Below are 23,439 nucleotides of genomic sequence, written 5' to 3' on the forward strand. Positions count from 1 at the left end.
CATGAGCGAACCGTCGATCCGCGATTTCCACGCGCACATCTATTACGATCCCGATCAGGTCGACGTGGCTAAGCAGCTCGCCGCCGCAGCGCAGGCGAGCTTTCCAATCGCCGTCGGGCACTTTCATCTTCGCCCTGTCGGGCCGCATCCTCGTGGCAGCGTTCAGCTGACCGTGCCGCGGGATTTGTTCGGCGACGTCGCACAGTTTCTCGCACTCAACCGTGGCGACCTGACAATCTTTGCGCATGCGGAAACAGGCGACGATCTCGCCGACCATACGCGGCACGTGATCTGGTTCGGCCCGACCGAGAAGCTCGACCTTTCGATCTTCAACTAGGCTTCGTCAGTGGCCGTCCACACGGTCGAACGCCGCAGGATTCCGAAGTAAAGGACCACTAGCGCCAGGCCGACGAGCAACGCGGCGGTCAGAAATGCCGCGCCGGTGGTTCCGTTCTCCGCACTAACTGCCAGCACCTGCGTCATCGCCAGCGGCCCGATGATCGCCGCGACGCTCGCGACCGATGCCATCCCGCCTTGCAGCGCGCCCTGGTTCGGCGCGTCCGTCATCCGCGAAGCAAGGCATTGAGCGACGGATAGACCAGGCCCTCCAGCGCGCTGAAAAAGATGATCGCATATACCCAGTCTGCGCTCGCCACGATCGCGTAAAGCAGGAAGCGGGTGCCGCCGACGACCATGCCGAGGATCACTCCGATGACTGAACGCCATGCTGTGCGAGCCCCTCACCTTACGCACCCGACCTCACAGTCAATCGTTTGGAATGCGCCCGTTCACCAGGTCGTCGTAATCCTTCGACAACTGCCGCGTGATGTCGCCGACCTCGAAGTTCCACGGACCCGCCGACTGTACGGGCGTAATCTCCACTGCGGTGCCGGTCAGGAACATCTGCTCGAAACTCTCTAGTTCCTCCGGCCAGATCGGACGTTCCTGGACCTCGATGCCGCGGCGCTGGGCCAGATCGATGACCGTCCGTCGGGTAATCCCATCGAGGAAGCAGTCGGGCGTCGGGGTATGAAGGACATTATCGCGGACGAAGAAGGCATTGGCGCCGGTCGCTTCGGCCACGCGTCCACGCCAGTCGAACATCAGCGCGTCATTGAAACCGCGTGCTTCCGCATGCTGTTTCGACAGCGTGCAGATCATGTAGAGGCCGGACGCCTTCGAGGCCGTCGGCGCCGTATAGGGAGCCGGCCGCCGCCACGGCGCGATGTCAAGCCTGATGCCATTCTCGGAAAGGCGAGGGTCGTAATATTTGCCCCACTCCCACGCCGCGATGGCGAGGTGCGGCCGCGTCTTTCCCGGCGCGACGCCCATCGATTCCGATCCGCGCCAGGCAACCGGGCGCATGTAAGCGTCGGTGAAGCCACTCGCCTCCAGGACCTCGATGCAGGCGGCGTTGATCTCCTCGACGCTCCACGGGAGCTCGAAGCCGAGCAAGCTGGCGCTGTTGCGCAGCCGCTCGCTGTGCTCGTTAAGCTTGAAGATGCGCTTGTTGTAAGCCCGCTGACCCTCGAACACGCTGCTGGCGTAATGGAGGGCGTGGGTGAGGACATGGACCTTGGCGTCGCGCCAATCGACCATTTTCCCATCTAGCCAAATCAGACCGTCGCGGTCGTCGAAATTACCTTGCTCTGGAGCAGCCATGCGGCGCGCCTAGGACAGGCGCGGCGTTTCAGCAAGCGAGGGGGATTTTGCCTCTTCGGCCAGCTCTGCTCCACGGCGCGCAGCAGCGTCGATCGTCAGTACCAGCAGCTGGTTGAGCACGTCGTCGTGATCAAGGATCTTGAGGCCCGCCTCGGTCGTGCCGTTCGGGCTGGCGACGCGCTTGGCGATGGAGTCCATACCCTCGGTCTTCGCCGCCGCTAGCCAAGCCGTGCCTAAGACCGTCTCGAGCGCAATCGTCGATGAAAACTCGCTACTCAGGCCGCGCGTCTCGCCCGCCTTCGCAAGCGCGCCAATGAAGCGCGCAACATAAGCAGGACCAGCGCCCGCAACCGAACCGACGGCAGCGAACTTGCTTTCGTCCGGAATCCACGGCGCGTAGCCGAGCGGCGCAAACAGCTGCGAAATCTCGATCCGCGTCGGCTCGTCCGCATCCTGGCTGTAGAGCGCGACGACGCCGCGCCGAATAGCGACTGGCAAGTTCGGCATCGCCCGGACGATTGCTCCGACGCCCGGAAAACGCTCGCGCAGACTCGACGCCTCAACGCCCGCAAGGATGGAGATCACCGTCGTCTTTGCGCTCAGATATTTGCGCAGTTCCGGCGCGATCTCGTCGAGCTTCTGCGGCTTGAACGCGAGCACGACCAGGCGTGGCGGCGCTCCGGCCTCGACGATGCTCGAAACCGTGCGGACACCTGTGACAGGCATGCCGCTCGGGCGAATAACGACGGTGTTCGAAAGGTCGTAGCCGGCGCCTCGCCAGCCCTCGACGATTGCGCCACCCATATTCCCGCAACCGACAAACCAAGTCGGCACCGGCAGCCTTGGAGCGTCAGTCATGCTTCCCCGTGCGTGTCGATGAGTGCTGCGGAGATGGCTTCGCCTGGCGATTTGCCGCCCCACAGCACGAATTGGAAAACGGGATAGAAGCGCTCGCACTCCTCGACCGCAGCTTCTGCGATAGCTTCTGCCTGCTCCAGCGACAGCCCTTCGTCCGACCGCGTGTCCAGGATCGTCGAATGGCGGAACAATACGAGGCCTGAACCCGACCACATCTCGAAATGGCCGAGCCAAAGCTGTTCGTTGATCAGGCTCAGCGCCTCATAGATCGCGCCGCGCTTCTCAACGGACACTTTGATGTCGGGAAAAGCGAGGAATTGCAGGACTTGGTCCTCGGGTCGCCAGACACCGCGCAACTCATATTGCGCCCAGCTACCCGTCGCCGAGGCGACGATCTCGCCGTCGCCGGTGCGCTCGCAAGCCCAGCCGCGGGCCTCGAAATATTGCTCGAGAACCTCGATCGGCGCGCCGTCGTCGCGCTCGTCCTGGATTTCTTCCTCGCTCAGGTTCACGCCCCCGCCGCTGCCTTCTTGACGCCGCCACGCTTGGCGCCTGTGGCACCTGTCGCAACGCCACTGACCTTGGCTTCGAGCGCTGCGATCCGCGCCTTCAGCGCTTCATTCTCATCGCGGGCGGCAGCGGCCATGGCCTTCACGGCCTCGAACTCGTCGCGGCCGACGAAATCCTGGCCACCGACCCATTCGCGGAACTTCTCGCGCGCTCCGGATTCGGCTTCGCGGCCCATGCCGGCCATCGTGCCTGCAAAGCCGTTCACCATCTTCACCAAGTCGTCGAACATTTTGTTCTCGGACTGCATCGTCGGGCTCCTCCCTTTCGTCGCGGAAATAGGGAGTTGCAGCGATTTTCGCCACCCCGCGCCCCAAACCTATCCCCAACTCGCTGAGATATCCCCAATTATCCGAAGAGCGACGTTCCCGCCCCAGGGTTGAGCACATCGATCGAGGAATTCAGCGTGGCGGCAAAAACCAGCCACATGAGATAGGGGATCAGCAACAGCCCGGCCGGCTTGCGCAGCCGCATGAACCGTCCGGCAGTAAGTGCCGCCAACGCCGCCATGATGAAAATGACCCACTTGGCCAGCGCGATGTCGTGCGCCTTGAAAAACAGCGGCGACCAGGCGAAATTCAGTGCCAGCTGAACGAAGAACAGGAACAGCGCGGAGCGCCTTTCCCGAGACAGCGGCAACGCCAGGATCATGGCGAGAGAAAGCCCCATCAGCACGTACAGGATCGGCCAGACCACTCCGAACGCCCAGCCCGGCGGCATGAAGAAGGGCTTCTGCAGCCCATCGAACCACGGATTCCCGAACCCCGAGTTCGAAAGCCATCCGCTCGCCGACCCGAGGAGGACGATTAGCGGACAGGTGACAAGCGCAATCTTGCCCCAGCTGCGCACTTCAACTGCGTCAGTCATTCATCTTGGCTCCCAGCAGGAACTCGACATTGCCTTCGGGCCCGGTGATCGGGCTTGGCGTGATGCCCAGCACCGTCCAGCCCTGCAATTCAACCCAGTCTTTGGCCTCATCGCAAACGCGTTCGTGCACGGCCGGGTCGCGAACGACCCCGCCTTTTCCGACTTCCTCGCGTCCAGCCTCGAACTGCGGTTTGATCAGAGCGATCAGCTTCGCGCCCGGTTTCGCGAGCTTCAGCGGCGCCTGGAGCACCTTAAAGAGCGAGATAAAGCTCGCGTCGCAAACAACGATATCAACCGCCTGCGTGATGATACTGGCGTTAAGTGATCGGGCGTTCGTGCGCTCGTGAACCACGACACGCGGGTCCTGCCGAAGCTTCCACGCCAGCTGGTTCGTCCCGACGTCGACCGCGAACACTTTGGCTGCCCCGCGCGAGAGCAGCACGTCCGTGAACCCTCCCGTCGAGCTTCCGATATCCAACGCCACCGTGCCCGCCACATCGAACCCGAAATGCGTGAGCCCATGGTCGAGCTTGATCCCGCCCCGCGACACCCAGGGATAATCCTTGCCACGCACCTCCAGCGGCGCGTCATCGGCAAGCATCTCCCCGGACTTCGCGAGCTTCTTCTCGCCCGAGAAGACGGCGCCTGCCATGATCAGAGCCTGCGCCCGCGTGCGGCTCTCCGCGAGGCCGCGGGAAACCATCAATTGGTCTGCCCTGATCTTGGCTACGCCCGGACCTCCTCGACGCCGGCGCTGTTCACGCGCAGGGCCTTGAGCACCGTTTCAACGATGTGCGGCGCGTTTATGCGTGCCTCGTCATACTGCTTTTCGGGCTTGTCGTGTTCCTGGAATGTGTCGGGCAAGCGCATGGTGCGGACCTTCAGGCCGGCATCGGTCAGCCCTTCGTCGCTGGCAAGCGTGAGGACGTGCGCACCCACGCCGCCGACCGCGGCCTCCTCAACTGTCACCACGACCTCATGCGTGGTCATCAGCTTGCGGATCAATTCATGGTCCAGTGGCTTGGCGAAGCGAAGGTCGGCGACGGTCGTGGACAGGCCCTTGGCATCGAGCTGGTCGGCGGCCTTCTCCGCTTCGGCGAGGCGCGTGCCGAGCGATAGAATCGCGACCTTCTTGCCCTCGCGGACGATGCGTCCCTTGCCGATCTCCAGCGCCTGGGGCTGATCCGGAAGCGGGACACCGCGCCCTTCACCACGAGGATAGCGCACCGCGATCGGCCCGCTGTCGTGCACTTCCATGGTCTTCACCATGTGCGCCAGCTCGGCCTCGTCGGACGGCGCCATCACCACGAAATTTGGCAGCGTGCACAGGTACGCGAGGTCGAACGAGCCCGCGTGCGTCGCTCCGTCCGCGCCGACCAGTCCCGCGCGATCCATTGCAAATCGCACGGGCAGGTTCTGGATGGCTACGTCATGGACGACTTGGTCGTAGGCGCGCTGAAGAAAGGTCGAATAGATGGCGACGAACGGCCGCATGCCCTGCGCGGCGAGGCCGGCCGCAAAGGTCACGGCATGTTGCTCGGCAATCCCGACGTCGAATGCGCGATGGGGATGTTTAGCCGCGAACTTGTCGACGCCGGTGCCCGACGGCATCGCTGCCGTGATCGCGACGATCTTCGGGTCGGTGTCGGCCAGCTTGGCAAGCGTCTCGCCGAAAACGTTCTGATAGGCAGGTGGTCCACCGCCCGGGCCTTTGTCCTGCTTGCCGGAGACGACGTCGAATTTCACGACACCGTGATATTTGTCGGCGCTGTTCTCGGCCGGCGCATAGCCCTTGCCCTTTTGCGTGACGACGTGGACGAGCATCGGGCCGATGTCCGCGTCGCGCACATTCTCGAGCACCTCAACCAGAGCGCGGACGTCATGTCCATCGACCGGCCCGACGTAATAAAAGCCGAGCTCGTCGAAGAGCGTGCCGCCCGTGAACATGCCGCGTGCATATTCTTCCATCTTGCGCGCCGCGACGTGGAGCGGTTCAGGCATTGCCCGTGCGAGCTTCTGCGCCAGCTTGCGCGGCGCGAGATATTTGCCCGAGCTAACCAGCCGCGCGAGCGAGTTGCGCAGGCTTCCGACCGGCGGCGCGATCGACATGTCGTTGTCGTTGAGGATGACGATCAGGCGGTTGCCGGCGGCCGCCGCATTGTTCATCGCCTCATAGGCCATGCCGGCGCTTAGCGCCCCGTCCCCGATCACCGCGATCGCCCGCCCCGGCGTCTCGCCAAGCTTGTTCGCGATCGCAAAGCCAAGCGCTGCCGAAATCGAGGTCGAGCTGTGCGCCGCGCCGAACGGATCGTACTCACTCTCGCTCCGCCTGGTGAAGCCGCTGAGGCCACCGCCCTGGCGAAGCGTACGGATGCGGTCGCGCCGACCGGTCATGATCTTGTGCGGGTAGGCCTGGTGGCCGACGTCCCAGATCAATTTGTCGTTGGGCGTATCGAAGACGTAATGAGCGGCGACCGTCAGCTCGACGACGCCGAGCCCGGCACCGAGGTGCCCGCCCGTCACGGAGACAGCCGAAATCATCTCCTGCCGAAGCTCGTCGGCAAGTTGCGGAAGCTGGTCTTTGCTCAGCTTTCGAAGGTCGGCGGGATACTGGACCGTATCCAGCAAAGGCGTGTGCGGCCGATCGGACATCAGACTGCCTTAGGCGGAAGCGAACGCCATGTGAACCGCGAAGGCACTGGACTTTAGGCGGCCCGGCCCCGCGCCCTTTGTTCGATCAAGACGTCGATGGCTACCACAGCCGTCTTGAACCGCTCGTCCCAACTGCCGGAGACGTCCACGAAATTCGTCCGCGACAGCTCCAGCGCATTGCGGGCGATGCGCTGGAATTTCTCGCGCTTTTCCGGCGTCTTGTAGACGCGCGTGCCGTCGTCGACGAACGGCGCGTCATTGCCGAGCATGAGGTAAAGATCAGCCTTCCGATGGCAGATCAGCTGGTCCGGCATGTAGCCGATCATCATCTGCGACCAAGCTGCGGTCATCAGCGCATCGGTATCGGCGATCAGCAACCGGTTGGCCCATGGCCGCGCCGCGGTGATCATCGCCTGCTGCGCCTCCCCGATCAGCATCAGATCTTCCTCGCGGCAGTCGGTGCCGTGCGTCTCGCAGTGCGAGCGGCCATATTCCGGCACAAAGGTCGTGCGGTAATGGTCGGCCAGCAACTCCGCCAAGGTCGATTTGCCGACGCTCTCGATGCCGTGGAGACAGACGGTCAGCGCATAATGATTGCGCACTGGGTGCGGCAAGTAATCCCAATAGCTCCACGGTGCCGCACGAATGGCCTCGCCTGACAAACCGCCGATACCGTTTCGGTCGGTACGGAGGATCCGCCCTCCCAACGGCACGAACATGCCGCCGACATGCGTTGCCAGCTCCGCGCCATAAGCTTCGCCGGCGAACAGATAATCGATCTTCTCGGGATGCTGCTTCGCGACGATCCGCGTCCAGATGTCCCAGAAGGCTGGATCGTCTTCCGGCTGCTGCGGTGCCGGCTCGGTATGCGCGACGACGCGGCAGTCCGGATGCAGTTCGCGCATCCACGCCAGCCTGGATTCTCCCGGTATCGGATTGTCGGGAAGCGAGCAGACGAGAACCGTCAGCTCATCGACCAGCGCGCGCGCCGACTGCACCAGCGTGACGTGGCCCGCGTGCGGCGGCATGAACTTACCAAGGATGAACCCGCGCTTCATTCAGCCGCCTTCCGCCGCCATTCCAACAAGCCGATGACGGCCAGAATCAGGAAGACCCCGTAAAGCGCAGTGGTTACGAAAAGCCCACGCCAGGCGAACAGCCCGATCGCGATCACGTCGACGGCGATCCACAGCACCCAGCTTTCGACCCGCCTGATCGACTGGAGAATCTGCGCTGCGACGCTGAGGCCTGCCGTCGTCGCATCGACATAAGGCGCCGCAGCATCCGTCAGGCGCGCCATTCCCGTGCCCCAAATCACGATGGCGATCGTCGTCCCCACAATCCACGGCAGCCGTTGCCGCCAGTCCATCCAGCCAACCGCAACGCCGTGGTCGAGATGTGCTGCATGGAACCAGGCCCACCAGCCATAGATCTGGATGACGAAGAAAAAGAGCTGCAGCAATGCGTCGGAGTAGAGCTTCGCGCTCCAGAAAACGAATAAGTAGAGCGCGACCATCGCGATGCCGAAGGGATAGTTCCAGGTCGACCGGCGCACGACCAGGACGACGTTGATCACGCCCAGGATCGCAGCTGCGATTTCCAAGCCCCCCATCGGTACGGTTCAGGTCTTCACGATGGAGAGGTCTGCGAGAAGTCTAGCGGTCGTCGCAGTCGCCGCACTTGCCGCGCACTTCGATCACCGGGCGCGGCGCGGAAAAGCCTGCGCTCTCGGCCGCCTGCCGAACCCCGCCGGACAGGCTGTCGTCGTCGATATGCACCGTCTGCCCGCACACGTCGCAGATCAGGAAGATGCAGTCGTGGAGGCAGTCGGGATGGGCGTTGGCGACATAAGCATTGGCGCTCTCGACCCGCCGGGCGAGGTTCGAATTCACGAAAAGGTCGAGGATCCGATAGACGCTGTTGGCGGCAACGCGCCGCCCCTGGGTCTTCGAGACAGCTTCGGCGATGTCATAGGCGCTGGCGGGCTTCTCGAAGCTTGCGAGCGACTCGAACACCGCTTCGCGCATCCCCGTCCACTGCTCGCCTTCCTTGGTCAGCCGAACTCGCGCGGCTTCCTTGAGAGCGTCGCCTTCGTGGAGTTGGTGATCGTGTCGCGGCATGAACAATCGAAGCCTAGTGACGCCATCGGAAGTGGGCAAGCGCCACGGCTATTCCGACGCGAGGACGTTGAGGCGGTGGCCGAGAGCGAGGATCATCACGCCGACGACCGTGTAAATCGGCTCACGCCCGTCATGCGGAAGGCTGAGCGCACCTGCCATGACGCCGAGGCCCAAAGCACCGATGGCGCTCGGCATGACGAAGCCATGCTCGAGGATGCCGCGGCCCAGCGCGAACGCTCCGATCATCATGGCCAGCGACAATCCCACTTCGTGGATGATCGGCTGTCCGAAGAACCCCCCGGCAGACGCAAGGAAGCCAATGAGCACCGCCGTGGCGACGCAATGCACCAGGCACAGGCCCGAAAGGCCCATGGCGATCCGGTCAAGCCGGGAAGTCGCGAACGTGGTCTGCAGCACTGCCGGATCCATATAATTCGTGAGATCGGAAGTTACAACATAACATCACTGCATGGAACCTCTTGCTCCTCGGCGCGGCGCAGGCGAATAGCCGCCTGCCTCATGACCCTCGACCCAGACATCACCGCGACCTCGCCCGAACGCCCGCTGGCGATCTCCAATCTGCTGTTTTTCGTCGCCGTGCTCGTGTTCGCGATGGTCGTCGTCGGCGGCATCACGCGCCTCACCGAAAGCGGCCTTTCGATCACGGAATGGAAGCCGATCAGCGGCACAATTCCACCTCTGACTCAAGCGGACTGGGAGCGCGCGTTCGACCTTTACAAGCAAACGCCACAGTATTTGGAGGTCGCAGGCCCCGCCGGCATGACCCTGTCCGGCTTCAAGTTCATCTTCTTCTGGGAGTGGGTGCACCGTTTACTGGGCCGGATCATCGGGGTCGTTTTCTTCGTGCCGGTCATCTGGTTCGCTTGGAAGCGCGCCATCCCGAAGGGCTTCGGCTGGAGGCTCCTTGCCTTGTTCGTGCTTGGCGGACTGCAGGGTGCCGTCGGCTGGTTTATGGTGATGTCGGGCCTCGAAGGCCGGACCGAGGTCAGTCCCTATCGCCTTTCCGCGCACTTGCTGTTTGCGCTCTTCCTGTTCGCGGCGCTGATCTGGACGGCGCTCGACCTGCGCCAGCTTGCCGCCAATCGCGACGCAAGGCCGGCGCGCCTGACAGGCTGGGGAGCGATCGCGCTCGTAACCTTGTTCGTTCAGCTCATGCTCGGCGCTTGGGTCGCGGGTTTCCGCGCCGGCTATGTATCCAACACGTGGCCCGCCATGGACGGCCGCCTCGTGCCCGATGGCATCGACTGGTCGCACGGCGCCGGCTTTGCGCTGACGCACGATCCGTTCCTGTTGCATTTCATGCATCGCTGGTGGGCCTGGGTTGTGGTGGCATTTCTCGTCCTGTTTGCCCGCAAGGTCCGAGTAGTTGAGGGCGCGCGCGCTGCGTCGATCGCCATCCACTCCGCGTTCGGCACGCAGATCCTGCTCGGCATCCTCACCGTGCTGTCGGGCATCGCGATCTGGCTCGCCGTCCTCCACCAGGCAACGGGCGCGCTTCTCGTCGCCGCAACGGTCTGGGGCGCCCACAAGCTTGGCGAGCACGCGAGTTGAGCGTTGTCTCGGTCTACGTGATCTTCGCCAATGCCGACGAAGCGGAAAGCGTCGGCCGGACCATCGTCGAAGAACGGCTCGCAGCCTGCGTCAACATTCTCGGTCCCGTTCGCTCGATCTACCGCTGGCAGGGTGCAGCCAAGTCCGCTGACGAAGTCGCCGCCATTTTCAAGACAGCCTATGCGATGACCGACCGGCTAATCGCGCGCATCGCCGACCTTCACAGCTACGACGTGCCGTGCATCGCAACTTGGCCGATCGACAAGATCCTCGCAGCCTATGGCGATTGGGTCGAGGAAAGCGTCGGCTAGATCGCGCGCTTGCGAAGGTAAAGATAGGTCGGATCGAACTCCGCCACGCCTTCGAGTCCGCGGCGGTCTAGGATCGTCAATCTGCCCTTCTCGAACTCGACCAGTTTGCGCCGACGCAACTCCTGCAGGGTCCGGTTGGCGTGAACGACCGTCAGGCCGAGGCACTCCGAAAGCTCACGCTGCGTCAGCGGGAAATCATATCCGTCCTTGCTCGCTCGCCCGACCACGTCGAGCCTCAGGTAAAGTTCGCAGAACAGGTGCGCCATGCGAGACAGCGCCGAGCGCTGGCCCAGCGACAGGGCCATCTCTCGGTGAATTGCGGCATCGATGTTCGTCGAGAACCAGTAGGTCCGCGCGACGTTCGGGTAACGCTCGGTCAAAACTCGAAGCCGTTCGTGCGGAACGATCGCAACGGTGCATTCGCTCAGCGTCATCACGTCGTGGTCGAGTTCCTTCAGGGTGAAGGAGTGAAGGTCGGCGAAATCGCCGGCGACATGCAGTTCCGTGATCTGCCTCTCACCCGTCTGCAGGTCCTTGCTGCGCGCCATCCAGCCGTCGAGCAACAGCATGCTGACATGCAGTTCTTCGCCGGCGCGGATGGCAACGGTGTCGGATGGCAGGCGCCGCGTTTCGGCCACGGCGTCGCGGATCGCGCGCTCTTCCTCGGGATCAATCTCGGCTCGCTTACGCAACTTTTTCAGATGAACGCTAATCATGGATTGGCGCTTTTTGCCTCGCTGCCCGCAAATCGCGGTTAACCTGGGTTACACGTGCGTATCAATCCGGAAAATCTTGTAGATTCAAGAGGAAAGCTGAGCCCACATATAACCCAGGTGAATCAAATCGAGGCTTGATCGTGATAAATCGTCCTCACCGAGGGGATTTCACGTTTGCCGAACTTCCGGTTGTACCGGCTCGATGGGGCCGGCAAGATTTCGACTGCTGAGTGGATCGAGGCGGAAAGCGACGACGATGCGCGGCGCCGGGCGATGGCGCTTGTCGATCAATCGAGCTTCGAACTTTGGGATAAAAGCCGGCTCGTCGAGCGCGTTCATCCGAGCGGAAAATCTTCCGGCCTAACGAGCCCCAGCGAAACCTGAATTAACCGCGCGTGGACGAGCGCTTCCGCGCTTCGAAGGGCACATCATCCAGCTTGTGCCGCAACTCCTCGATGTCAGCATCGCCGGCCTTCGTCGCGCCGTTGTAGCGTGACTCGATCTCCAGTTCCTCGGCCGTCTGCTCGCGAAAATAGGTGATCGTCAGTCGACGCCCGAACACGTCGTCGCCGCGGATCTTCAGCTCCGCCTCGTGCTCAGGAGGAAGATTGTCCCGTATCGTTTCCAGATAGCGGATGAGATCCGGCAGCGACGTATATTCGCTGATGTCGATGAAGTCTTTTACGCGTCTCGGCACGGCCGAAGTCACTCCAGGCTTTGTACAGAAATGGCTGAGCGAAGCAGCACTCACGCTTTAACTAAGACGCTCCGATATACCGGGCAACGCGTGAACGAACTCTTATCCCCACGTTCAGCGGGGGTTGGAGCCATGAAAGCGATGAGACGAGCGGCGCGGGTTCGCGGATGACCCACGCGGAATACCGGGTGAGATGCCGAGGGGGCGACACCTTGCGCATGCCCCCTCGCCTCAGGTTGAGCTAGATTACGCCGAGCAGCCACAGAATGAGGATAAGGACGAGCAGTCCGCCAAGACCGATATACATGGCATTCTCCTGTTTTGGTTTGTTGTTGAAACGGAAGGATACCTACTAGCGTTCCAGTCGTTACGGCTCCGGCTTAATACTATGGGGTATTATTTTACCCGTCGGTAAAGTGGCGGATTTGCTTGACTTTCGGCGTCCCTGCCGCAAATAGCGCCCTCACGGCGGCGCTTCGTGCGTCGCCTTTCGCATTTCAATTGAAAGGATCGTCAGCCATGAAGGCGCTGATGAAGACGACCAAGTCGGCAAAGCCGGCCGAGGTCGAGAAGAAGTGGCACCTGATCGATGCCGACGGCCTGGTTGTCGGCCGCGTCGCAACGATCATCGCCAATATCCTGCGCGGCAAGCACAAGCCGAGCTTCACGCCGCACGTCGACTGCGGCGACCATGTCGTCGTCATCAACGCCGACAAGGTCCGCTTCACCGGCCGCAAGCTGGAGCAGAAGATATACTACAAGCACACCGGCTACCCGGGCGGCCTCAAGGAAGTGACCGCAGGCAAGGTGCTGGACAGCCGCTTCCCGGAGCGCGTGCTTGAAAAGGCGGTTGAGCGCATGATCCCGCGCGGCCCGCTCGGCCGCGACCAGATGCGCGCGCTGCATCTCTACAACGGCACCGAGCATCCGCACGGCGGCCAGGATCCCCAAGTCCTCGACGTCGCGTCGATGAACCGTAAGAACAAGGTGGGCGCCTAATGTCCGACACTCGTGAATCGATCGCCGACCAGCTTGGCGTAACCCCCGCTCCGGAAGCCGCTGCACCGGAAGCTCCGGCCGCTGCTGCTGCCGAGGCTCCTGCCGCACCGCAGCCGCCGATCGAAAGCGCGCCGCTTCGTGAGCAGCAGCTCGACAAGCAGGGCCGCGCTTACGCGACCGGCCGCCGCAAGGACGCCATTGCGCGCGTCTGGCTGAAGCCGGGCTCGGGCAAGATCCTCGTCAACGGCCGCGAGCAGGAAGTCTATTTCGCTCGCCCGACGCTGCGCTTGGTCATCAACCAGCCGTTCGACGTCGCTGACCGCAAGGACCAGTATGACGTCGTCGCGACCGTTGTCGGCGGCGGCCTCTCCGGCCAGGCCGGTGCGGTGAAGCACGGCATCGCGCAGGCGCTGACCCGCTACGAACCGGCACTCCGCACGGTCGTCAAGCAGGCCGGCTTCCTGACCCGCGACAGCCGCGCCGTCGAGCGCAAGAAGTACGGCCGCGCCAAGGCGCGTAGGTCTTTCCAATTCTCGAAGCGCTAAGCGACTTCGAACGACAAAAAGAAAGGGCGGCTGGGGATTTCCCAGCCGCCCTTTTTCTTAGGCCTCCAGCGCCTTCGCAACGGCGTCGCGCGATCGTGCATGAAGCTCCCAGAAATTGGGCACACCGCGCCCTGCCAGCCGCTCCTGCAGCACGGTGAGGTGCGAGTTCCAGCCGCTGCCGAAATCCTGCGCGCCCGTTCCGCTCTCGATCCCGCTGTGCGTCAGCACGATCCGCGTGCGATCGCCTTCCGGGAAAAGCTCGAACACCACCGTGCCGTTCTTGCCGCCTTGGAAAGTCGTCTCGAGCAGCCGCGGAGGCTCGAAACGGATGACCTTCTCGTTCCACGTCTTGCCTTTGTAGGGCGCATAGCTCTCCGGGTACGGCACCGTGTCGTCCGACAAATTGTCGTGATCGTTGAGCAGCTCGAACTCGCTGTCCGCCTGCGCGTCGGTCCCGCCCATGAACCACTGCTGCCGGAGCTCGGCCACCGTCAGGTAGCGCCACACCGTATCCACCGGTGCGTCCAGCACCCGCTGCAGGCGAATGGCGTCGGGCGCGATGCGCTCCACCGGCTTGGTCATTACTTGCTCAGTCATTCGTCGCCTCCATGGTGCGGGAAAGTGTATCGAGAATCATCGTCCAGCCGTGCCGCACAGGCTCGGCGAAGCTTGCCCATTCAGGCGGGATTTCGTGCGTCAGGGTGACGGTGCAGCCGCGATTGCTCGGCGCGAATTCAACGGTCACCCTAGACCATTCGCCCTCTTCGGTTCCGGGCCCGCGGAACAGGAAGACGAGCCGCTTCGCCCGCTCGATTTCGAGGAACTGGCCATGGTGCTCGGCGTCGCCGTCAGCACGACGATCGACGATCAGGAAACGCCCGCTAACCCGCGCATCGATGCCGCAGCGAACGATCTCGCCGTTCGGCGTCGCAAAAAGGAAGTCGGCCGCCTGCGAAGGATCGAGCCAGGCGTCGAACACCCGCCCCGGCGTCGCCGCAATCTCGCGCGTCACCGTGACGACGGCGGGCGCGCTCACTTGCCCTTCCCTTTCTCGCCCTCGACCAGTGCCTGAAGGCGGTCGAGCCGAATCGTCCAGAATTTCTCCCATTGCTTGAGCCAGCGCTCGGCCTCGGCCAGCGGCTCCGCGTTCAGGCTGATGAGGTGCGTCCGCCCCACCTTGCGCCGTGACAGCAGCCCCGCCTCCTCCAGCACGCGCACATGTTTTGAAGCGCCCGCAAAGCTCATCGCGAAGGGCTCGCCCAACTCCCCGATCGATTTGTCGCCAAGCGCCAGGCTAGCCAGCATCCCCCGCCGCGTCGGATCCGCCAGCGCCCGGAACGTCATATCGAGTCGTTCTTCAACCATATGGTTTAATTATCCGCGCGCCGCCTGATAGTCAACCGTTCGGTTTAGGATAGAGCGCGGATTCGGTACTCGCGCGCAACTGATCGCCCTTTCCTACTTGGAGAACCTGTGTTCCACAGGCATTCGCGGGCATCGGCGTTTGATCAGGGCGAAGGGGCGGAAATGGGGCGCGTCAGTGTGAACATTGGGAACATTCGCGCGATCGCTGCCGGATTCGCCGCGCTTCTTCTCTCGACGGCCGCAACCGCCGACACGCTTTTGATCCACCCTGCCCGCGTGTTCGACGGCGTCAACGCGGCGCCGCACGAGGCCTGGTCTGTGCTGATCGAAGGCGATCGCATCTCGGCGGTCGGTCCCAACATAACCGCTCCCGCCGGCGCGCGGACCATCGAGTTGCCCGGCGCGACGCTGATGCCCGGCATGATCGAGGGCCACTCACACCTGTTCCTCCATCCCTACAACGAGACGCTGTGGGACGATCAAGTGCTGCACGAGCCGCTCGCGCTCCGCACCGCCCGTGCCGTCGTCCAGGCCGAACGCACGCTCGACGCCGGTTTCACCACCGAGCGAGACCTCGGCACCGAAGGCGCCGGCTTCGCGGATGTCGGCCTGAGACTGGCGATCGACCAGGGCATCGTCCCCGGCCCTCGCCTCCTCGTCTCGAGCAAGGCGGTCGTCGCGCGCGGCGCCTATGGCCCCAAGGGCTTCGAACCCGGAGTCGCTGTTCCGCAGGGTGCACAAGAAGTCGCCGGGGTCGACGAAACCATCCGCGCCGTCCGCGACCAGATCGCCGGCGGCGCCGACATCGTGAAATTCTACGCGGACTATCATTGGGGCAAAGGCGAACCGAGCCGTCCGACGCTGTCGCAGGCGGAACTGGACGCCGGGGTCGCCGCTGCACATGATGCCGGCCGGTTTGTCGCCGTCCACGCCACCACCGCCGAAGGAATGATGCGCGCCGTCCGCGCCGGTGCCGACACGATCGAGCACGGCTACGGCGGCACTGAAGCGGTCTTCAAGGCGATGGCCGCGAAGCACATCGCGCTCTGTCCAACCATCGCCGCTTCGGAGGCCTACGCCCGCTACTTCCAGCACTGGAACGGCGAGGAGCCTGCGCCCGAGAGCGTGCAGGAAAACCGCCGCGCGTTTCAGCTCGCCATCAAGGCGGGCGTCCCAATCTGCATGGGCGGCGACGTCGGCGTATTCACCCACGGCCAGAACTGGCTTGAAATGATCGCCATGCAACGCGCCGGCATGCCCGCCGCGCAGGTCATGATCGCGTCAACGTCAGGCAACGCACGGATCCTGCATCTCGGCGACCGCGGCCAGATAAAGCCGGGCCTGCTGGCAGACCTCGTCGCGGTTGAGGGCGATCCAACGAAGGACGTCTCTGCCGCAAAGAACATCCGGCTCGTCATCAAGGGCGGCAAGATCGTTAGGGAACAATGAGTTTGAACAATGACGCGCAGCAGCCAATGCGCCTGATCCGGGCGCGGGCGGCGGACAACAGCAGGCACGGAGCCTGATTTGCCCCGCGCCTTCACTCGCGCCGTCAGCCCGCGCCTCGCCGATTGCCAGCTGACGCACCAACAGCGGGTGCCGATCGATGTCGCGAAGGCCGCGCAACAGCACGCCGCTTATGAACAGGCGCTCAAGGAGGCCAATTTTGAAATCCTTCGCTTGCCGGAGCTGGCGAACGACCCGGACGCCGTCTTTGTCGAGGACACAGCGCTAATTCTCGGCGAGCACGCCATTATCACTCGCCCCGGCGCGCCTTCGCGGGCGGACGAGGTGGACTCCACTGCTCAGGGCCTCGCCGGTCACTTCCAGGTTCACCGCATCAAGTCAGGCTTCGTCGACGGCGGCGACGTGCTGCGCATCGGCCGCAAGCTCTACGTTGGCCTCTCCACCCGCACCGATGAAGAAGGAATCACCGCCCTCCGCGAGACAGCTGCCCCCCTAGGTTATGAGGTTGTCGAAGCCAGACTGCGCGACTGCCTGCACCTGAAGACCGGCGCCACCTTCGCCGGATGCGACGCCTCCGGCACGCCGGTGCTTCTCTACAGCGAAAGGTCCATCGACCCCGCCCAGTTCGAGGGCGTCGAGCCCTTCGCGACCGACGACACAGAGCCCGCCGCGGCGAACTGCGTATTGGCGAATGACCGACTGATCTTGCCCGCGGGCAACCCGCGCACCGCCGAGCGCCTGCGCGCCCGTGGCTTCAATGCCGTCGAGGTCGACGTGTCCGAGCTTCAGAAGGCTGAAGCCGGCGTCACCTGCATGAGCCTGATCGACGACCGCCCCTAGCGGTCGATCGTCGCCATGCTCTGCGCCGCGTAACGCTCGCCCGCTGCCGCGCCCGGCGGCAGGATTTCGTCCAGCCGGCGCAGGTCTTCGTCGCTCAGCTTCACCTCAAGCGCGCCGATATTGTCGTCGAGATACTTGCGATGCTTGGTCCCTGGGATCGGCACGATATCGTCGCCCTTGGCAAGCACCCATGCGAGCGCGAGCTGCGCAGTCGTGCAGTCTTTCTCTCGCGCCAACGCTTCGACCTCACGGACCAGCGCAATATTCTTCTCGAAATTCTCGCCCTGGAAACGCGGGTGATTGCGACGGTAATCGTCCTCCGGGAAGTCGTCCGGCGACTTGAACTGTCCGGTCAGGAAACCGCGCCCGAGCGGCGAATAAGCGACATAACCAATGCCAAGGTCGCGCACCGTCGGAAGCACATCCTCCTCGGCATCGCGGCTCCACAGGGACAGTTCAGTCTGCACAGCCGTGATCGGCGATGTCGCATAAGCCGCGCGGATCGTGCGTGGCGATGCCTCGGACAGACCAAGGAAGCGGATCTTTCCCTCTTCCTTCAGCCGCGACATCTCGCCCACCGTGTCCTCGATGTGCACGTTCGGGTCGACGCGGTGCTGGTAGTAGAGATCGATCACGTCGACGTTCAGCCGCTTGAGGCTCGCTTCGCAGGCCGAGCGGACATATTCCGGATCGCCGCGCACCCCGAGGAACTCGCCATTGGGCCCGCGCACATTGCCGAACTTGGTGGCGAGAAAGACCTCGTCGCGATGGTCGGCGATTGCGCGCCCGACCAGTTCCTCGTTCTTGCCCCAGCCGTACATGTCGGCGGTGTCGAGGAAGTTCACGCCGCGATCGAGCGCGTGGTGGATCGTCGCGATCGACTCCGCCTCCGTACCGCCGACGTAGAATTCGCTCATGCCCATGCAGCCGAGCCCGATCGCCGAAACTTCGGGACCATTGCGGCCGAGCCGCCTCTTGCTGACCTGGAACATGCTTCTTCTCCTTGGTTGAACTTAATCCATGGCGACGTGCTGCGCTCCGCCGCCGCCCTGATTGCCGCGCTTCATGAACAGCAGGAGCGGCAGCACCGAGAGGGTCACGATCATCATCAGCTTGAAGTCGTCGAGATAGGCGATGAACAGCGCCTGCTTGTTGATCATCATGTTGATGTAGGCGAGCGCCGCCGGGCCAGCGACTGGGATCGCCGTCTGCAGGATCGTCGGGTCCGCCGTTGGTATAGTCTGCTGCGTGATATTAGCTGCAAGGTCCGCGTGACTGACCTGCGTCATGCGAACCAGCTGCGTGCTGACGACCGAAATGCCGATCGAGCCCCCGATGTTTCGCGACAGGTTCAGCAAGGCGGCAGCCGTCGTTCGCATGCGAGGCAGCAAGGTCTCGAACGCCAGGCTCTGCAGCGGCACGAAAATGAGGCCGAGGCCCAGGCCCTGAACGACACCGCTCATGATCACCGGACGCGAAGGTTGTTCGATGGCGAAGCCGGTCATCATGTAAAGCGACACGCCCATCAGGACGACGCCGATGCCCACCAGCAGGCGTGAGTCGATCTTTCCGGTCAATCGCCCGGCAAGGAGCATGGATATCAGCGTGCCGACGCCGCGCGGCGCGGTCAGGAAGCCCGACTGCAGCACCGAATAGCCGTAGAGGTTCTGCAAGAGCGGCGGCAGCAGCGCGAGACCCGCGAGCAGCAGCACGCCCGTCACCGCCATGAACACCAGTCCGGTCGCGAAATTGCGGTCCGCGAACATCTTGCGTTCGAACAGCGGCTGGTCCGCCGTCGCCATGTGGACGACGAACATCCAGGCGGCACCAATCGCGAAGCCCAACTCCAGCCGGATCTCCCAGCTCGACAGCCAATCCTGTTGCTCGCCGCGATCCAGGAACAGCTGCAGCGCGCCGAGCGCGATCGCCAGAAGCGCGAAGCCGAACATGTCGAACTTGCGCTGGTGAGTCTCCGTCTTCGGCATGAAGCGCAGCATTAGCAACGCGCAGATGATGCCGACGGGCAAGTTCACCAGGAACACCCAGCGCCAGTTGTAATTATCGGTCAGCCACCCGCCGAGCACCGGCCCAAGAATGGGGCCGATCATGACGCCGCCGCCGAACAAGGCCATGGCTTGGCCGTGCTTCTCACGCGGGTTGATATCGAACAGGGTCGCCTGCGCGAGCGGGACAATGAAAGCGCCGCTGATGCCCTGAAGCGCGCGAAACGCCACCATCTCGGTCAGCGACGTCGCGGTCGCGCACAGAACTGACGCCACCGTGAAGCCCACGACCGAAACCAGCAGTAGCCGCTTCCGCCCTACCTTGTCCGCCAACCAGCCGCTGATCGGCAGCGCGATCGCGGAGGCGACGATATAGCTCGTCAGCACCCAGTTGATCGTGTCCTGCGACGCACTGAGGCTCGCCTGCATATGCGGTAGCGCGACGTTGGCGATCGTCGTATCCAGCACCTGCAGAAGCACGGCCATCATCACGCCGATGGTGACGATGACCCGCTCGCCAGTCGGCAGCGGGTGCGTTGCGATATGGGCCGGTGTGTTGTCCGCCATCGGCGGCTTACTTCTTCGACTTGTCTTCGAGCTGGACGGTCGCGGTCACCGACAGGCCGGCGATCATCGGCCGTGACGGCGTACCATCGAAGGCAATCCGCACCGGCACGCGCTGCGTCACCTTGACCCAGTTGCCATTCGCATTCTGCGCCGGAAGTAGCGAGAATTCGCTGCCAGTACCGGCGCCGATGCTCTGGACGTGCGCCTTGAACTTCTCGCCCCCATAGGCGTCGACCTGGATCGTCGCTTTTTGGCCAGGAGCCATGCGGGAGAGGTCCTTCTCCTTGAAGTTCGCCTCGACCCAGGCGGTCGTGCTGCGGACGAGCGAGACCATCCCGACGCCTGTCACGGCCATCTGCCCGACCTGGAGGTTGTCGGCATTTTCGACGATGCCATCCATCGGCGCGTGAACGTCCGTGCGCGACAGTTCGAGCTTCGCCTTGTCGACGGCGGCCTGCGCCTGCGCGATCTGCGGCTGGTCGCCGCCCGGCGCGACAGCCGCGCTGGCATTGGCGGCACGGGCGCGGGCGTCGGCAAGCTGCGTCTCAGCAGAACGCACGTCGTTGAGCGCATCCTCATAATCGGCACGCGTCGTGAAGCCCTGCTTCAGCAGCGCCTGCTGGCGGCTCAGGGCATTGCGCTTGATCGCAAGATTGGCCTGCGCACCCGTGATGTCACCACCGGTTCCGGCCGCGGTCGTGCGGAGCACCTGCGTCTGAAGCCGCGCACTGGCGAGCGTCGCCTCGGCCTGCTCAAGCGCCACGCGATAGGGCTGCGGGTCGATGCGGAAGAGGAGCTGGCCGCGCTTCACCTTCGCGCCATTGCGAACGAAGACTTCGACGACCTGGCCGTTCACCTGCGGGCTGACGGAAACGATGTCCTGCTTCACCTGCGCATCGTCGGTCGACACGCTGTCGCCGCTGGTCAGCCAGTAATAGCCGCCCAAGACGATCAGGATTGCCGGCACGATCAGCATCAGGATCGTCCGAAGCGAACGCTTGGGCGCCTTTTTGACTTCGGGCGCTTGAGCGGCCTCGGTGCCGGTCATCGGTTCGGTAGCCATTTTGTTCATTGGTTCGATGCCCTGTCGATCATTCCGCAACGGCCGGCATTCTCGCGTATTCGCGCGAGCACTTGCCGAGCAGTTTCAATGTCCTTGGGGTCAATCCCTGAGAAGGCGTCGGCGGCGAGGTCGGCACCAACGGCCTTCAGCTTCTCGATGAGTGGCTGCGCCTGCGCGGTGACGTGAAGCCGCCACGCCCGCCGGTCAGCGGGATCGGACGAACGCTCGACCAGGCCCGCTTCCTCGAGCCGGTCGAGAATGCGCGTCAGCGTGATCGGCTCGATATCGAGCAGGTCGGCAAGCTCGATCTGGCGAAGTCCGGGTTGCCGCTCAAGGCGAAACAGCACTTTCCACTGGGCGCGCGTGACGCCGAGCCCGACCGCCTTGCGGTCGAATGCCTTGCGGAGCGCGTGAGCGGTCTCGCCGATTTCGAAGGGAAAGGTTTCCATTAGAAACGAATATAGTAAGCCTACTTATTTTGAGCAACCTTTTTTGTGCGTTTTCGTTCCCGGCGACCGAAGTTTCATCTCGCGTTGACGGGGCAGCAGGCGCGACCTAACTCGGCGTCTGCACTGGGCGGGTATGATGTAATGGTAGCCTGTCAGCTTCCCAAGCTGAACGCGCGGGTTCGATTCCCGCTACCCGCTCCATTGACGAACACTAAAGAGAAGAGGCGTTAAATCCCGCCCTCGACCGGCTCGAAGCCGACATTACGAAGCCGCTGCGACAGATCGTCGCTAGTCACCTTCGCTAGCGCCTCATCCTCGGACCGGATGACGAAGTTGGCGCCATAGAGGCCGTCCTTAAAAAACGGATAGCTGCCGATGGCCACGCCCGGATGCGCCGCTTCCGTCTCGCGGAGCAGATCGGCGACGTCGCTCTCAGGCACTCTCGCGCCGACAGTTACGGATACGACCGGCCGCCCGCCTTCCAGCTTTCCGGTCAGCGCCTGCAGCATGCTTGCCGCAATGTGTGGCACCCCGGCCATGATGTAGACATTCTCGATCCTGACGCCCGGTGCGCCCGACGTGGGGTTGGGAATCAGCTCCGAGCCCTGCGGCACGCGGGCCATCCGCAGCCGCGCTTCGGTCAAACCGCCCGGCCGGTCGCGATAATATTCCGTCAGGATCGCCCTCGCTTGGTCATCGACGACGACCGGGACTCCAAAAGCCGCCGCGATCGCATCCACCGTGATGTCATCGTGGGTGGGTCCGATACCGCCCGTAGTCAGTACGTAGTCGTGCGCGGCGCGAAGCTCGTTCACGGTATCGCCAATGCGCGCTGAGTCGTCCGGGACGATCCGCACCTCGGCGAGCCGGATGCCCTGATCGTTCAGCCAGACCGCGACCTGCGCGACATTCTTGTCCTGCGTCCGGCCGGAGAGAAGCTCGTCGCCGATCACCATCAGCGCGGCGGTCCAGGTGCGTGGCGATGCCATGCCCTACGCTCTAGCGCGCCCAGCGTCTTGCTCAAGTGAGTTAGCTATGTAATACACCACGGCGGAGGTATCATGCCCGCTTCACTGATCGCGCTTGCCGCAGCCCAGACCTTCGCCGCTGGACCGCCGGCCTTCGACCCGCGCCAGCACAAGAATGAGATTGTCGGCAAGCCTGCGCAGGTGCTGGTGCTCGGCACGCCCCACCTCTCCCAGCTGCCGGAAAAACTCGACCCAAAGCTGCTCGAGCCGCTGCTTGCCCGCCTCGCGCGCTTCAAGCCCGACGTCATCACCATCGAGGCGCCTTCGGGCGAGGAATGCGACACTATGCAGCGCTTCAAGGCGCAGCACGGCACCTCTTGGGACGATTATTGCTGGCCGACGGACGATATCGAAAAGGCGACCGGCCTTTCCGTCCCCGCCGCGACCACGGAGGTGGAGAAGACGCTCGCTTCATGGCCGGCGCAGCCAACCGCCGCGCAACGCCGGCGCCTCGCCATGCTCTTTATCGCCGCCAACGAGCGGTCCGCCGCCGCAGTCCAGTGGCTGCGCCTCCCCGAGGCAGAGCGGAAAGCCGGCGACGGGCTCACCCAGACCATGGTCGAGCTCCTCGAACGCAAGGGCAAACCGCCCAACGAGAATATCGCGATCGGCGCCACCCTCGCCGCTCGCCTTGGGCTCGAGCGCGTGCGGCAGACCGACGACCATCTCGCCGACGGACCCGACTCCGGCGACGACTACGCCAAGGCGATCCAGGCCGCGTGGCGCGCCAAGCCCGTTCCGCCCGTCCAGCAGGAATACAAGCGACGGGAGGCGCATATTCCGGATTCCGCGGCACTTCTCGATCTCTACCGCTTCCTCAATGAGCCGAAGACGCAGCGCGAAAGCATCGCCGCCGACATGGGCCGCAATGCGAAATGGCCGTCTGACAAGCTCTACGGACGGCAGTACCTGTCGTGGTGGGAGAACCGGAACCTACGCATGGCCGCCAACATCCGCGCCGCCTTCGCCACCAAGCCCGAAGCCCGCGTGCTCGTCATCGTCGGGTCGACCCACAAGGGCTATCTCGATGCCTATCTCGACATGATGCAGGACGTCCGCATCGTCGACGCGATGCAATTCCTGCGTTGAAC

32 protein-coding genes and 1 tRNA gene are annotated in these 23,439 nt (G+C 63.6%); 9 read left to right on the top strand and 24 right to left on the bottom strand.

The window, feature by feature from the left end:
• Position 1 precedes the first annotated feature (1 nt).
• Positions 2–337 carry a DOPA 4,5-dioxygenase family protein gene (locus ABD704_RS03585; RefSeq protein ID WP_344698318.1) on the top strand — a complete coding sequence of 112 codons (336 nt, stop codon included), beginning with the start codon at positions 2–4 and terminating at the stop codon, positions 335–337.
• Here the strand turns inward: ABD704_RS03585 and ABD704_RS03590 are convergent.
• The 13 genes from ABD704_RS03590 to ABD704_RS03650 form a co-directional block, all read right to left on the bottom strand.
• Entirely contained in the window at positions 334–567 is a 234-nt protein-coding gene (locus ABD704_RS03590) for a hypothetical protein (protein ID WP_344698319.1), read from the bottom strand. The two genes, ABD704_RS03585 and ABD704_RS03590, sit on opposite strands and share 4 nt — an antisense overlap.
• A complete protein-coding gene (locus ABD704_RS03595) occupies positions 564–707 on the bottom strand; it encodes a hypothetical protein (RefSeq protein ID WP_344698320.1) in 144 nt (47 codons plus the stop codon). The genes ABD704_RS03590 and ABD704_RS03595 overlap by 4 nt, the downstream gene beginning before the upstream one ends.
• 58 nt (positions 708–765) lie before the next feature.
• On the bottom strand, positions 766–1,662 hold the full coding sequence (locus tag ABD704_RS03600) for a branched-chain amino acid aminotransferase (RefSeq protein ID WP_344698321.1): 897 nt from the start codon (positions 1,660–1,662) through the stop codon (positions 766–768).
• A 9-nt stretch (positions 1,663–1,671) separates the two neighbouring features.
• Complete coding sequence (locus tag ABD704_RS03605) at positions 1,672–2,520, bottom strand: pyrroline-5-carboxylate reductase family protein (protein ID WP_344698322.1); 849 nt, start codon at positions 2,518–2,520, stop codon at positions 1,672–1,674.
• On the bottom strand, positions 2,517–3,026 hold the full coding sequence (locus ABD704_RS03610; protein WP_344700475.1) for a type III secretion system chaperone family protein: 510 nt from the start codon (positions 3,024–3,026) through the stop codon (positions 2,517–2,519). Before ABD704_RS03610 ends, ABD704_RS03605 begins: the two co-directional genes overlap by 4 nt.
• Before the next feature lie 2 nt (positions 3,027–3,028).
• On the bottom strand, positions 3,029–3,337 hold the full coding sequence (locus tag ABD704_RS03615) for an accessory factor UbiK family protein (protein WP_344698323.1): 309 nt from the start codon (positions 3,335–3,337) through the stop codon (positions 3,029–3,031).
• A 98-nt stretch (positions 3,338–3,435) separates the two neighbouring features.
• Positions 3,436–3,954: a TspO/MBR family protein gene (locus ABD704_RS03620; protein ID WP_344698324.1), complete on the bottom strand. Its 519-nt coding sequence runs from the start codon at positions 3,952–3,954 to the stop codon at positions 3,436–3,438.
• On the bottom strand, positions 3,947–4,675 hold the full coding sequence (locus ABD704_RS03625; protein WP_344700476.1) for a TlyA family RNA methyltransferase: 729 nt from the start codon (positions 4,673–4,675) through the stop codon (positions 3,947–3,949). The genes ABD704_RS03620 and ABD704_RS03625 overlap by 8 nt, the downstream gene beginning before the upstream one ends.
• A gap of 5 nt (positions 4,676–4,680) precedes the next feature.
• A complete protein-coding gene (dxs, locus tag ABD704_RS03630; protein WP_344698325.1) occupies positions 4,681–6,606 on the bottom strand; it encodes a 1-deoxy-D-xylulose-5-phosphate synthase in 1,926 nt (641 codons plus the stop codon).
• Positions 6,607–6,659: 53 nt separating this feature from the next.
• A complete protein-coding gene (locus ABD704_RS03635; RefSeq protein ID WP_344698326.1) occupies positions 6,660–7,664 on the bottom strand; it encodes an AAA family ATPase in 1,005 nt (334 codons plus the stop codon).
• Complete coding sequence (gene pnuC / locus ABD704_RS03640; RefSeq protein ID WP_344698327.1) at positions 7,661–8,218, bottom strand: nicotinamide riboside transporter PnuC; 558 nt, start codon at positions 8,216–8,218, stop codon at positions 7,661–7,663. The genes ABD704_RS03635 and pnuC overlap by 4 nt, the downstream gene beginning before the upstream one ends.
• A gap of 43 nt (positions 8,219–8,261) precedes the next feature.
• Positions 8,262–8,726, bottom strand: a complete 465-nt coding sequence (locus ABD704_RS03645) for a Fur family transcriptional regulator (RefSeq protein ID WP_344698328.1) — start codon at positions 8,724–8,726, stop codon at positions 8,262–8,264.
• A gap of 48 nt (positions 8,727–8,774) precedes the next feature.
• Positions 8,775–9,098 carry a MerC domain-containing protein gene (locus tag ABD704_RS03650; protein WP_344700477.1) on the bottom strand — a complete coding sequence of 108 codons (324 nt, stop codon included), beginning with the start codon at positions 9,096–9,098 and terminating at the stop codon, positions 8,775–8,777.
• A 147-nt stretch (positions 9,099–9,245) separates the two neighbouring features.
• Here ABD704_RS03650 and ABD704_RS03655 point away from each other — a divergent pair, with 147 nt between their 5' ends.
• Both ABD704_RS03655 and cutA read left to right on the top strand, forming a co-directional pair.
• On the top strand, positions 9,246–10,298 hold the full coding sequence (locus ABD704_RS03655) for a COX15/CtaA family protein (RefSeq protein WP_344698329.1): 1,053 nt from the start codon (positions 9,246–9,248) through the stop codon (positions 10,296–10,298).
• Positions 10,295–10,609: a divalent-cation tolerance protein CutA gene (gene cutA, locus ABD704_RS03660; protein WP_344698330.1), complete on the top strand. Its 315-nt coding sequence runs from the start codon at positions 10,295–10,297 to the stop codon at positions 10,607–10,609. The genes ABD704_RS03655 and cutA overlap by 4 nt, the downstream gene beginning before the upstream one ends.
• Here cutA and ABD704_RS03665 read toward each other — a convergent pair.
• The 3 genes from ABD704_RS03665 to ABD704_RS03675 form a co-directional block, all read right to left on the bottom strand.
• Positions 10,606–11,325 carry a Crp/Fnr family transcriptional regulator gene (locus tag ABD704_RS03665; RefSeq protein ID WP_344698331.1) on the bottom strand — a complete coding sequence of 240 codons (720 nt, stop codon included), beginning with the start codon at positions 11,323–11,325 and terminating at the stop codon, positions 10,606–10,608. The genes cutA and ABD704_RS03665 overlap by 4 nt on opposite strands.
• A gap of 168 nt (positions 11,326–11,493) precedes the next feature.
• Positions 11,494–11,664, bottom strand: coding sequence for a hypothetical protein (locus tag ABD704_RS03670; protein WP_344698332.1), 171 nt, complete (start codon positions 11,662–11,664; stop codon positions 11,494–11,496).
• A gap of 46 nt (positions 11,665–11,710) precedes the next feature.
• Entirely contained in the window at positions 11,711–12,022 is a 312-nt protein-coding gene (locus ABD704_RS03675; protein WP_344698333.1) for a hypothetical protein, read from the bottom strand.
• A 519-nt stretch (positions 12,023–12,541) separates the two neighbouring features.
• Here ABD704_RS03675 and rplM point away from each other — a divergent pair.
• Both rplM and rpsI read left to right on the top strand, forming a co-directional pair.
• Positions 12,542–13,021, top strand: a complete 480-nt coding sequence (gene rplM, locus ABD704_RS03680; RefSeq protein ID WP_344698334.1) for a 50S ribosomal protein L13 — start codon at positions 12,542–12,544, stop codon at positions 13,019–13,021.
• The gene (rpsI, locus tag ABD704_RS03685; RefSeq protein WP_344698335.1) at positions 13,021–13,566 is read left to right on the top strand and encodes a 30S ribosomal protein S9; all 546 of its coding nucleotides are present in this window, start codon (positions 13,021–13,023) and stop codon (positions 13,564–13,566) included. Before rplM ends, rpsI begins: the two co-directional genes overlap by 1 nt.
• Before the next feature lie 57 nt (positions 13,567–13,623).
• On the opposite strand, the gene ABD704_RS03690 is transcribed toward rpsI, so the two are convergent.
• From ABD704_RS03690 to ABD704_RS03700, 3 genes are read right to left on the bottom strand one after another with little or no spacing between them, the layout of a single operon-like run.
• Positions 13,624–14,163 carry an SRPBCC domain-containing protein gene (locus ABD704_RS03690; protein ID WP_344698336.1) on the bottom strand — a complete coding sequence of 180 codons (540 nt, stop codon included), beginning with the start codon at positions 14,161–14,163 and terminating at the stop codon, positions 13,624–13,626.
• Positions 14,156–14,602 (bottom strand): SRPBCC family protein, encoded by a 447-nt coding sequence (locus ABD704_RS03695; RefSeq protein ID WP_344698337.1) that lies wholly within the window; start codon positions 14,600–14,602, stop codon positions 14,156–14,158. Before ABD704_RS03695 ends, ABD704_RS03690 begins: the two co-directional genes overlap by 8 nt.
• Positions 14,599–14,931 (bottom strand): ArsR/SmtB family transcription factor, encoded by a 333-nt coding sequence (locus tag ABD704_RS03700; RefSeq protein ID WP_344698338.1) that lies wholly within the window; start codon positions 14,929–14,931, stop codon positions 14,599–14,601. The genes ABD704_RS03695 and ABD704_RS03700 overlap by 4 nt, the downstream gene beginning before the upstream one ends.
• A 162-nt stretch (positions 14,932–15,093) precedes the next feature.
• Here ABD704_RS03700 and ABD704_RS03705 point away from each other — a divergent pair, with 162 nt between their 5' ends.
• Positions 15,094–16,380 carry a metal-dependent hydrolase family protein gene (locus ABD704_RS03705; protein ID WP_344698339.1) on the top strand — a complete coding sequence of 429 codons (1,287 nt, stop codon included), beginning with the start codon at positions 15,094–15,096 and terminating at the stop codon, positions 16,378–16,380.
• Between the two features lie 78 nt (positions 16,381–16,458).
• Positions 16,459–17,238 (top strand): dimethylarginine dimethylaminohydrolase family protein, encoded by a 780-nt coding sequence (locus ABD704_RS03710; RefSeq protein ID WP_344698340.1) that lies wholly within the window; start codon positions 16,459–16,461, stop codon positions 17,236–17,238.
• Here ABD704_RS03710 and ABD704_RS03715 read toward each other — a convergent pair.
• From ABD704_RS03715 to ABD704_RS03730, 4 genes are read right to left on the bottom strand one after another with little or no spacing between them, the layout of a single operon-like run.
• Positions 17,235–18,230 carry an aldo/keto reductase gene (locus ABD704_RS03715; RefSeq protein WP_344698341.1) on the bottom strand — a complete coding sequence of 332 codons (996 nt, stop codon included), beginning with the start codon at positions 18,228–18,230 and terminating at the stop codon, positions 17,235–17,237. The genes ABD704_RS03710 and ABD704_RS03715 overlap by 4 nt on opposite strands.
• A gap of 21 nt (positions 18,231–18,251) precedes the next feature.
• Entirely contained in the window at positions 18,252–19,808 is a 1,557-nt protein-coding gene (locus tag ABD704_RS03720; protein ID WP_344698342.1) for a DHA2 family efflux MFS transporter permease subunit, read from the bottom strand.
• A gap of 7 nt (positions 19,809–19,815) precedes the next feature.
• The gene (locus tag ABD704_RS03725; protein ID WP_344698343.1) at positions 19,816–20,871 is read right to left on the bottom strand and encodes an HlyD family secretion protein; all 1,056 of its coding nucleotides are present in this window, start codon (positions 20,869–20,871) and stop codon (positions 19,816–19,818) included.
• A 5-nt stretch (positions 20,872–20,876) separates the two neighbouring features.
• Entirely contained in the window at positions 20,877–21,320 is a 444-nt protein-coding gene (locus ABD704_RS03730; RefSeq protein WP_344698344.1) for a MarR family winged helix-turn-helix transcriptional regulator, read from the bottom strand.
• A 127-nt stretch (positions 21,321–21,447) separates the two neighbouring features.
• Here ABD704_RS03730 and ABD704_RS03735 point away from each other — a divergent pair.
• Positions 21,448–21,521, top strand: a tRNA-Gly gene (locus ABD704_RS03735).
• Positions 21,522–21,547: 26 nt separating this feature from the next.
• On the opposite strand, the gene ABD704_RS03740 is transcribed toward ABD704_RS03735, so the two are convergent.
• Positions 21,548–22,309, bottom strand: a complete 762-nt coding sequence (locus ABD704_RS03740) for a competence/damage-inducible protein A (RefSeq protein ID WP_344698345.1) — start codon at positions 22,307–22,309, stop codon at positions 21,548–21,550.
• A 72-nt stretch (positions 22,310–22,381) separates the two neighbouring features.
• Between ABD704_RS03740 and ABD704_RS03745 the strand changes: the two genes are divergently transcribed.
• Positions 22,382–23,437, top strand: coding sequence for a DUF5694 domain-containing protein (locus ABD704_RS03745; RefSeq protein ID WP_344698346.1), 1,056 nt, complete (start codon positions 22,382–22,384; stop codon positions 23,435–23,437).
• Positions 23,438–23,439 lie beyond the last annotated feature (2 nt).

Source organism: Sphingomonas limnosediminicola, assembly GCF_039537965.1.
GTDB lineage: Bacteria > Pseudomonadota > Alphaproteobacteria > Sphingomonadales > Sphingomonadaceae > Sphingomicrobium > Sphingomicrobium limnosediminicola.

Bases quoted from the DNA above. Each gene is read 5' to 3' on its own strand.
- ABD704_RS03585 (WP_344698318.1), top strand. From the start codon at position 2: ATGAGCGAACCGTCGATCCGCGATTTCCACGCGCACATCTATTACGAT.
- ABD704_RS03590 (WP_344698319.1), bottom strand. From the start codon at position 567: ATGACGGACGCGCCGAACCAGGGCGCGCTGCAAGGCGGGATGGCATCG.
- ABD704_RS03600 (WP_344698321.1), bottom strand. From the start codon at position 1,662: ATGGCTGCTCCAGAGCAAGGTAATTTCGACGACCGCGACGGTCTGATT.
- ABD704_RS03605 (WP_344698322.1), bottom strand. From the start codon at position 2,520: ATGACTGACGCTCCAAGGCTGCCGGTGCCGACTTGGTTTGTCGGTTGC.
- ABD704_RS03615 (WP_344698323.1), bottom strand. From the start codon at position 3,337: ATGCAGTCCGAGAACAAAATGTTCGACGACTTGGTGAAGATGGTGAAC.
- ABD704_RS03620 (WP_344698324.1), bottom strand. From the start codon at position 3,954: ATGACTGACGCAGTTGAAGTGCGCAGCTGGGGCAAGATTGCGCTTGTC.
- dxs (WP_344698325.1), bottom strand. From the start codon at position 6,606: ATGTCCGATCGGCCGCACACGCCTTTGCTGGATACGGTCCAGTATCCC.
- ABD704_RS03635 (WP_344698326.1), bottom strand. From the start codon at position 7,664: ATGAAGCGCGGGTTCATCCTTGGTAAGTTCATGCCGCCGCACGCGGGC.
- pnuC (WP_344698327.1), bottom strand. From the start codon at position 8,218: ATGGGGGGCTTGGAAATCGCAGCTGCGATCCTGGGCGTGATCAACGTC.
- ABD704_RS03645 (WP_344698328.1), bottom strand. From the start codon at position 8,726: ATGCCGCGACACGATCACCAACTCCACGAAGGCGACGCTCTCAAGGAA.
- ABD704_RS03650 (WP_344700477.1), bottom strand. From the start codon at position 9,098: ATGGGCCTTTCGGGCCTGTGCCTGGTGCATTGCGTCGCCACGGCGGTG.
- ABD704_RS03655 (WP_344698329.1), top strand. From the start codon at position 9,246: ATGACCCTCGACCCAGACATCACCGCGACCTCGCCCGAACGCCCGCTG.
- ABD704_RS03665 (WP_344698331.1), bottom strand. From the start codon at position 11,325: ATGATTAGCGTTCATCTGAAAAAGTTGCGTAAGCGAGCCGAGATTGAT.
- ABD704_RS03670 (WP_344698332.1), bottom strand. From the start codon at position 11,664: ATGAACGCGCTCGACGAGCCGGCTTTTATCCCAAAGTTCGAAGCTCGA.
- rplM (WP_344698334.1), top strand. From the start codon at position 12,542: ATGAAGGCGCTGATGAAGACGACCAAGTCGGCAAAGCCGGCCGAGGTC.
- rpsI (WP_344698335.1), top strand. From the start codon at position 13,021: ATGTCCGACACTCGTGAATCGATCGCCGACCAGCTTGGCGTAACCCCC.
- ABD704_RS03690 (WP_344698336.1), bottom strand. From the start codon at position 14,163: ATGACTGAGCAAGTAATGACCAAGCCGGTGGAGCGCATCGCGCCCGAC.
- ABD704_RS03700 (WP_344698338.1), bottom strand. From the start codon at position 14,931: ATGGTTGAAGAACGACTCGATATGACGTTCCGGGCGCTGGCGGATCCG.
- ABD704_RS03705 (WP_344698339.1), top strand. From the start codon at position 15,094: ATGGGGCGCGTCAGTGTGAACATTGGGAACATTCGCGCGATCGCTGCC.
- ABD704_RS03715 (WP_344698341.1), bottom strand. From the start codon at position 18,230: ATGTTCCAGGTCAGCAAGAGGCGGCTCGGCCGCAATGGTCCCGAAGTT.
- ABD704_RS03720 (WP_344698342.1), bottom strand. From the start codon at position 19,808: ATGGCGGACAACACACCGGCCCATATCGCAACGCACCCGCTGCCGACT.
- ABD704_RS03725 (WP_344698343.1), bottom strand. From the start codon at position 20,871: ATGGCTACCGAACCGATGACCGGCACCGAGGCCGCTCAAGCGCCCGAA.
- ABD704_RS03730 (WP_344698344.1), bottom strand. From the start codon at position 21,320: ATGGAAACCTTTCCCTTCGAAATCGGCGAGACCGCTCACGCGCTCCGC.
- ABD704_RS03740 (WP_344698345.1), bottom strand. From the start codon at position 22,309: ATGGCATCGCCACGCACCTGGACCGCCGCGCTGATGGTGATCGGCGAC.
- ABD704_RS03745 (WP_344698346.1), top strand. From the start codon at position 22,382: ATGCCCGCTTCACTGATCGCGCTTGCCGCAGCCCAGACCTTCGCCGCT.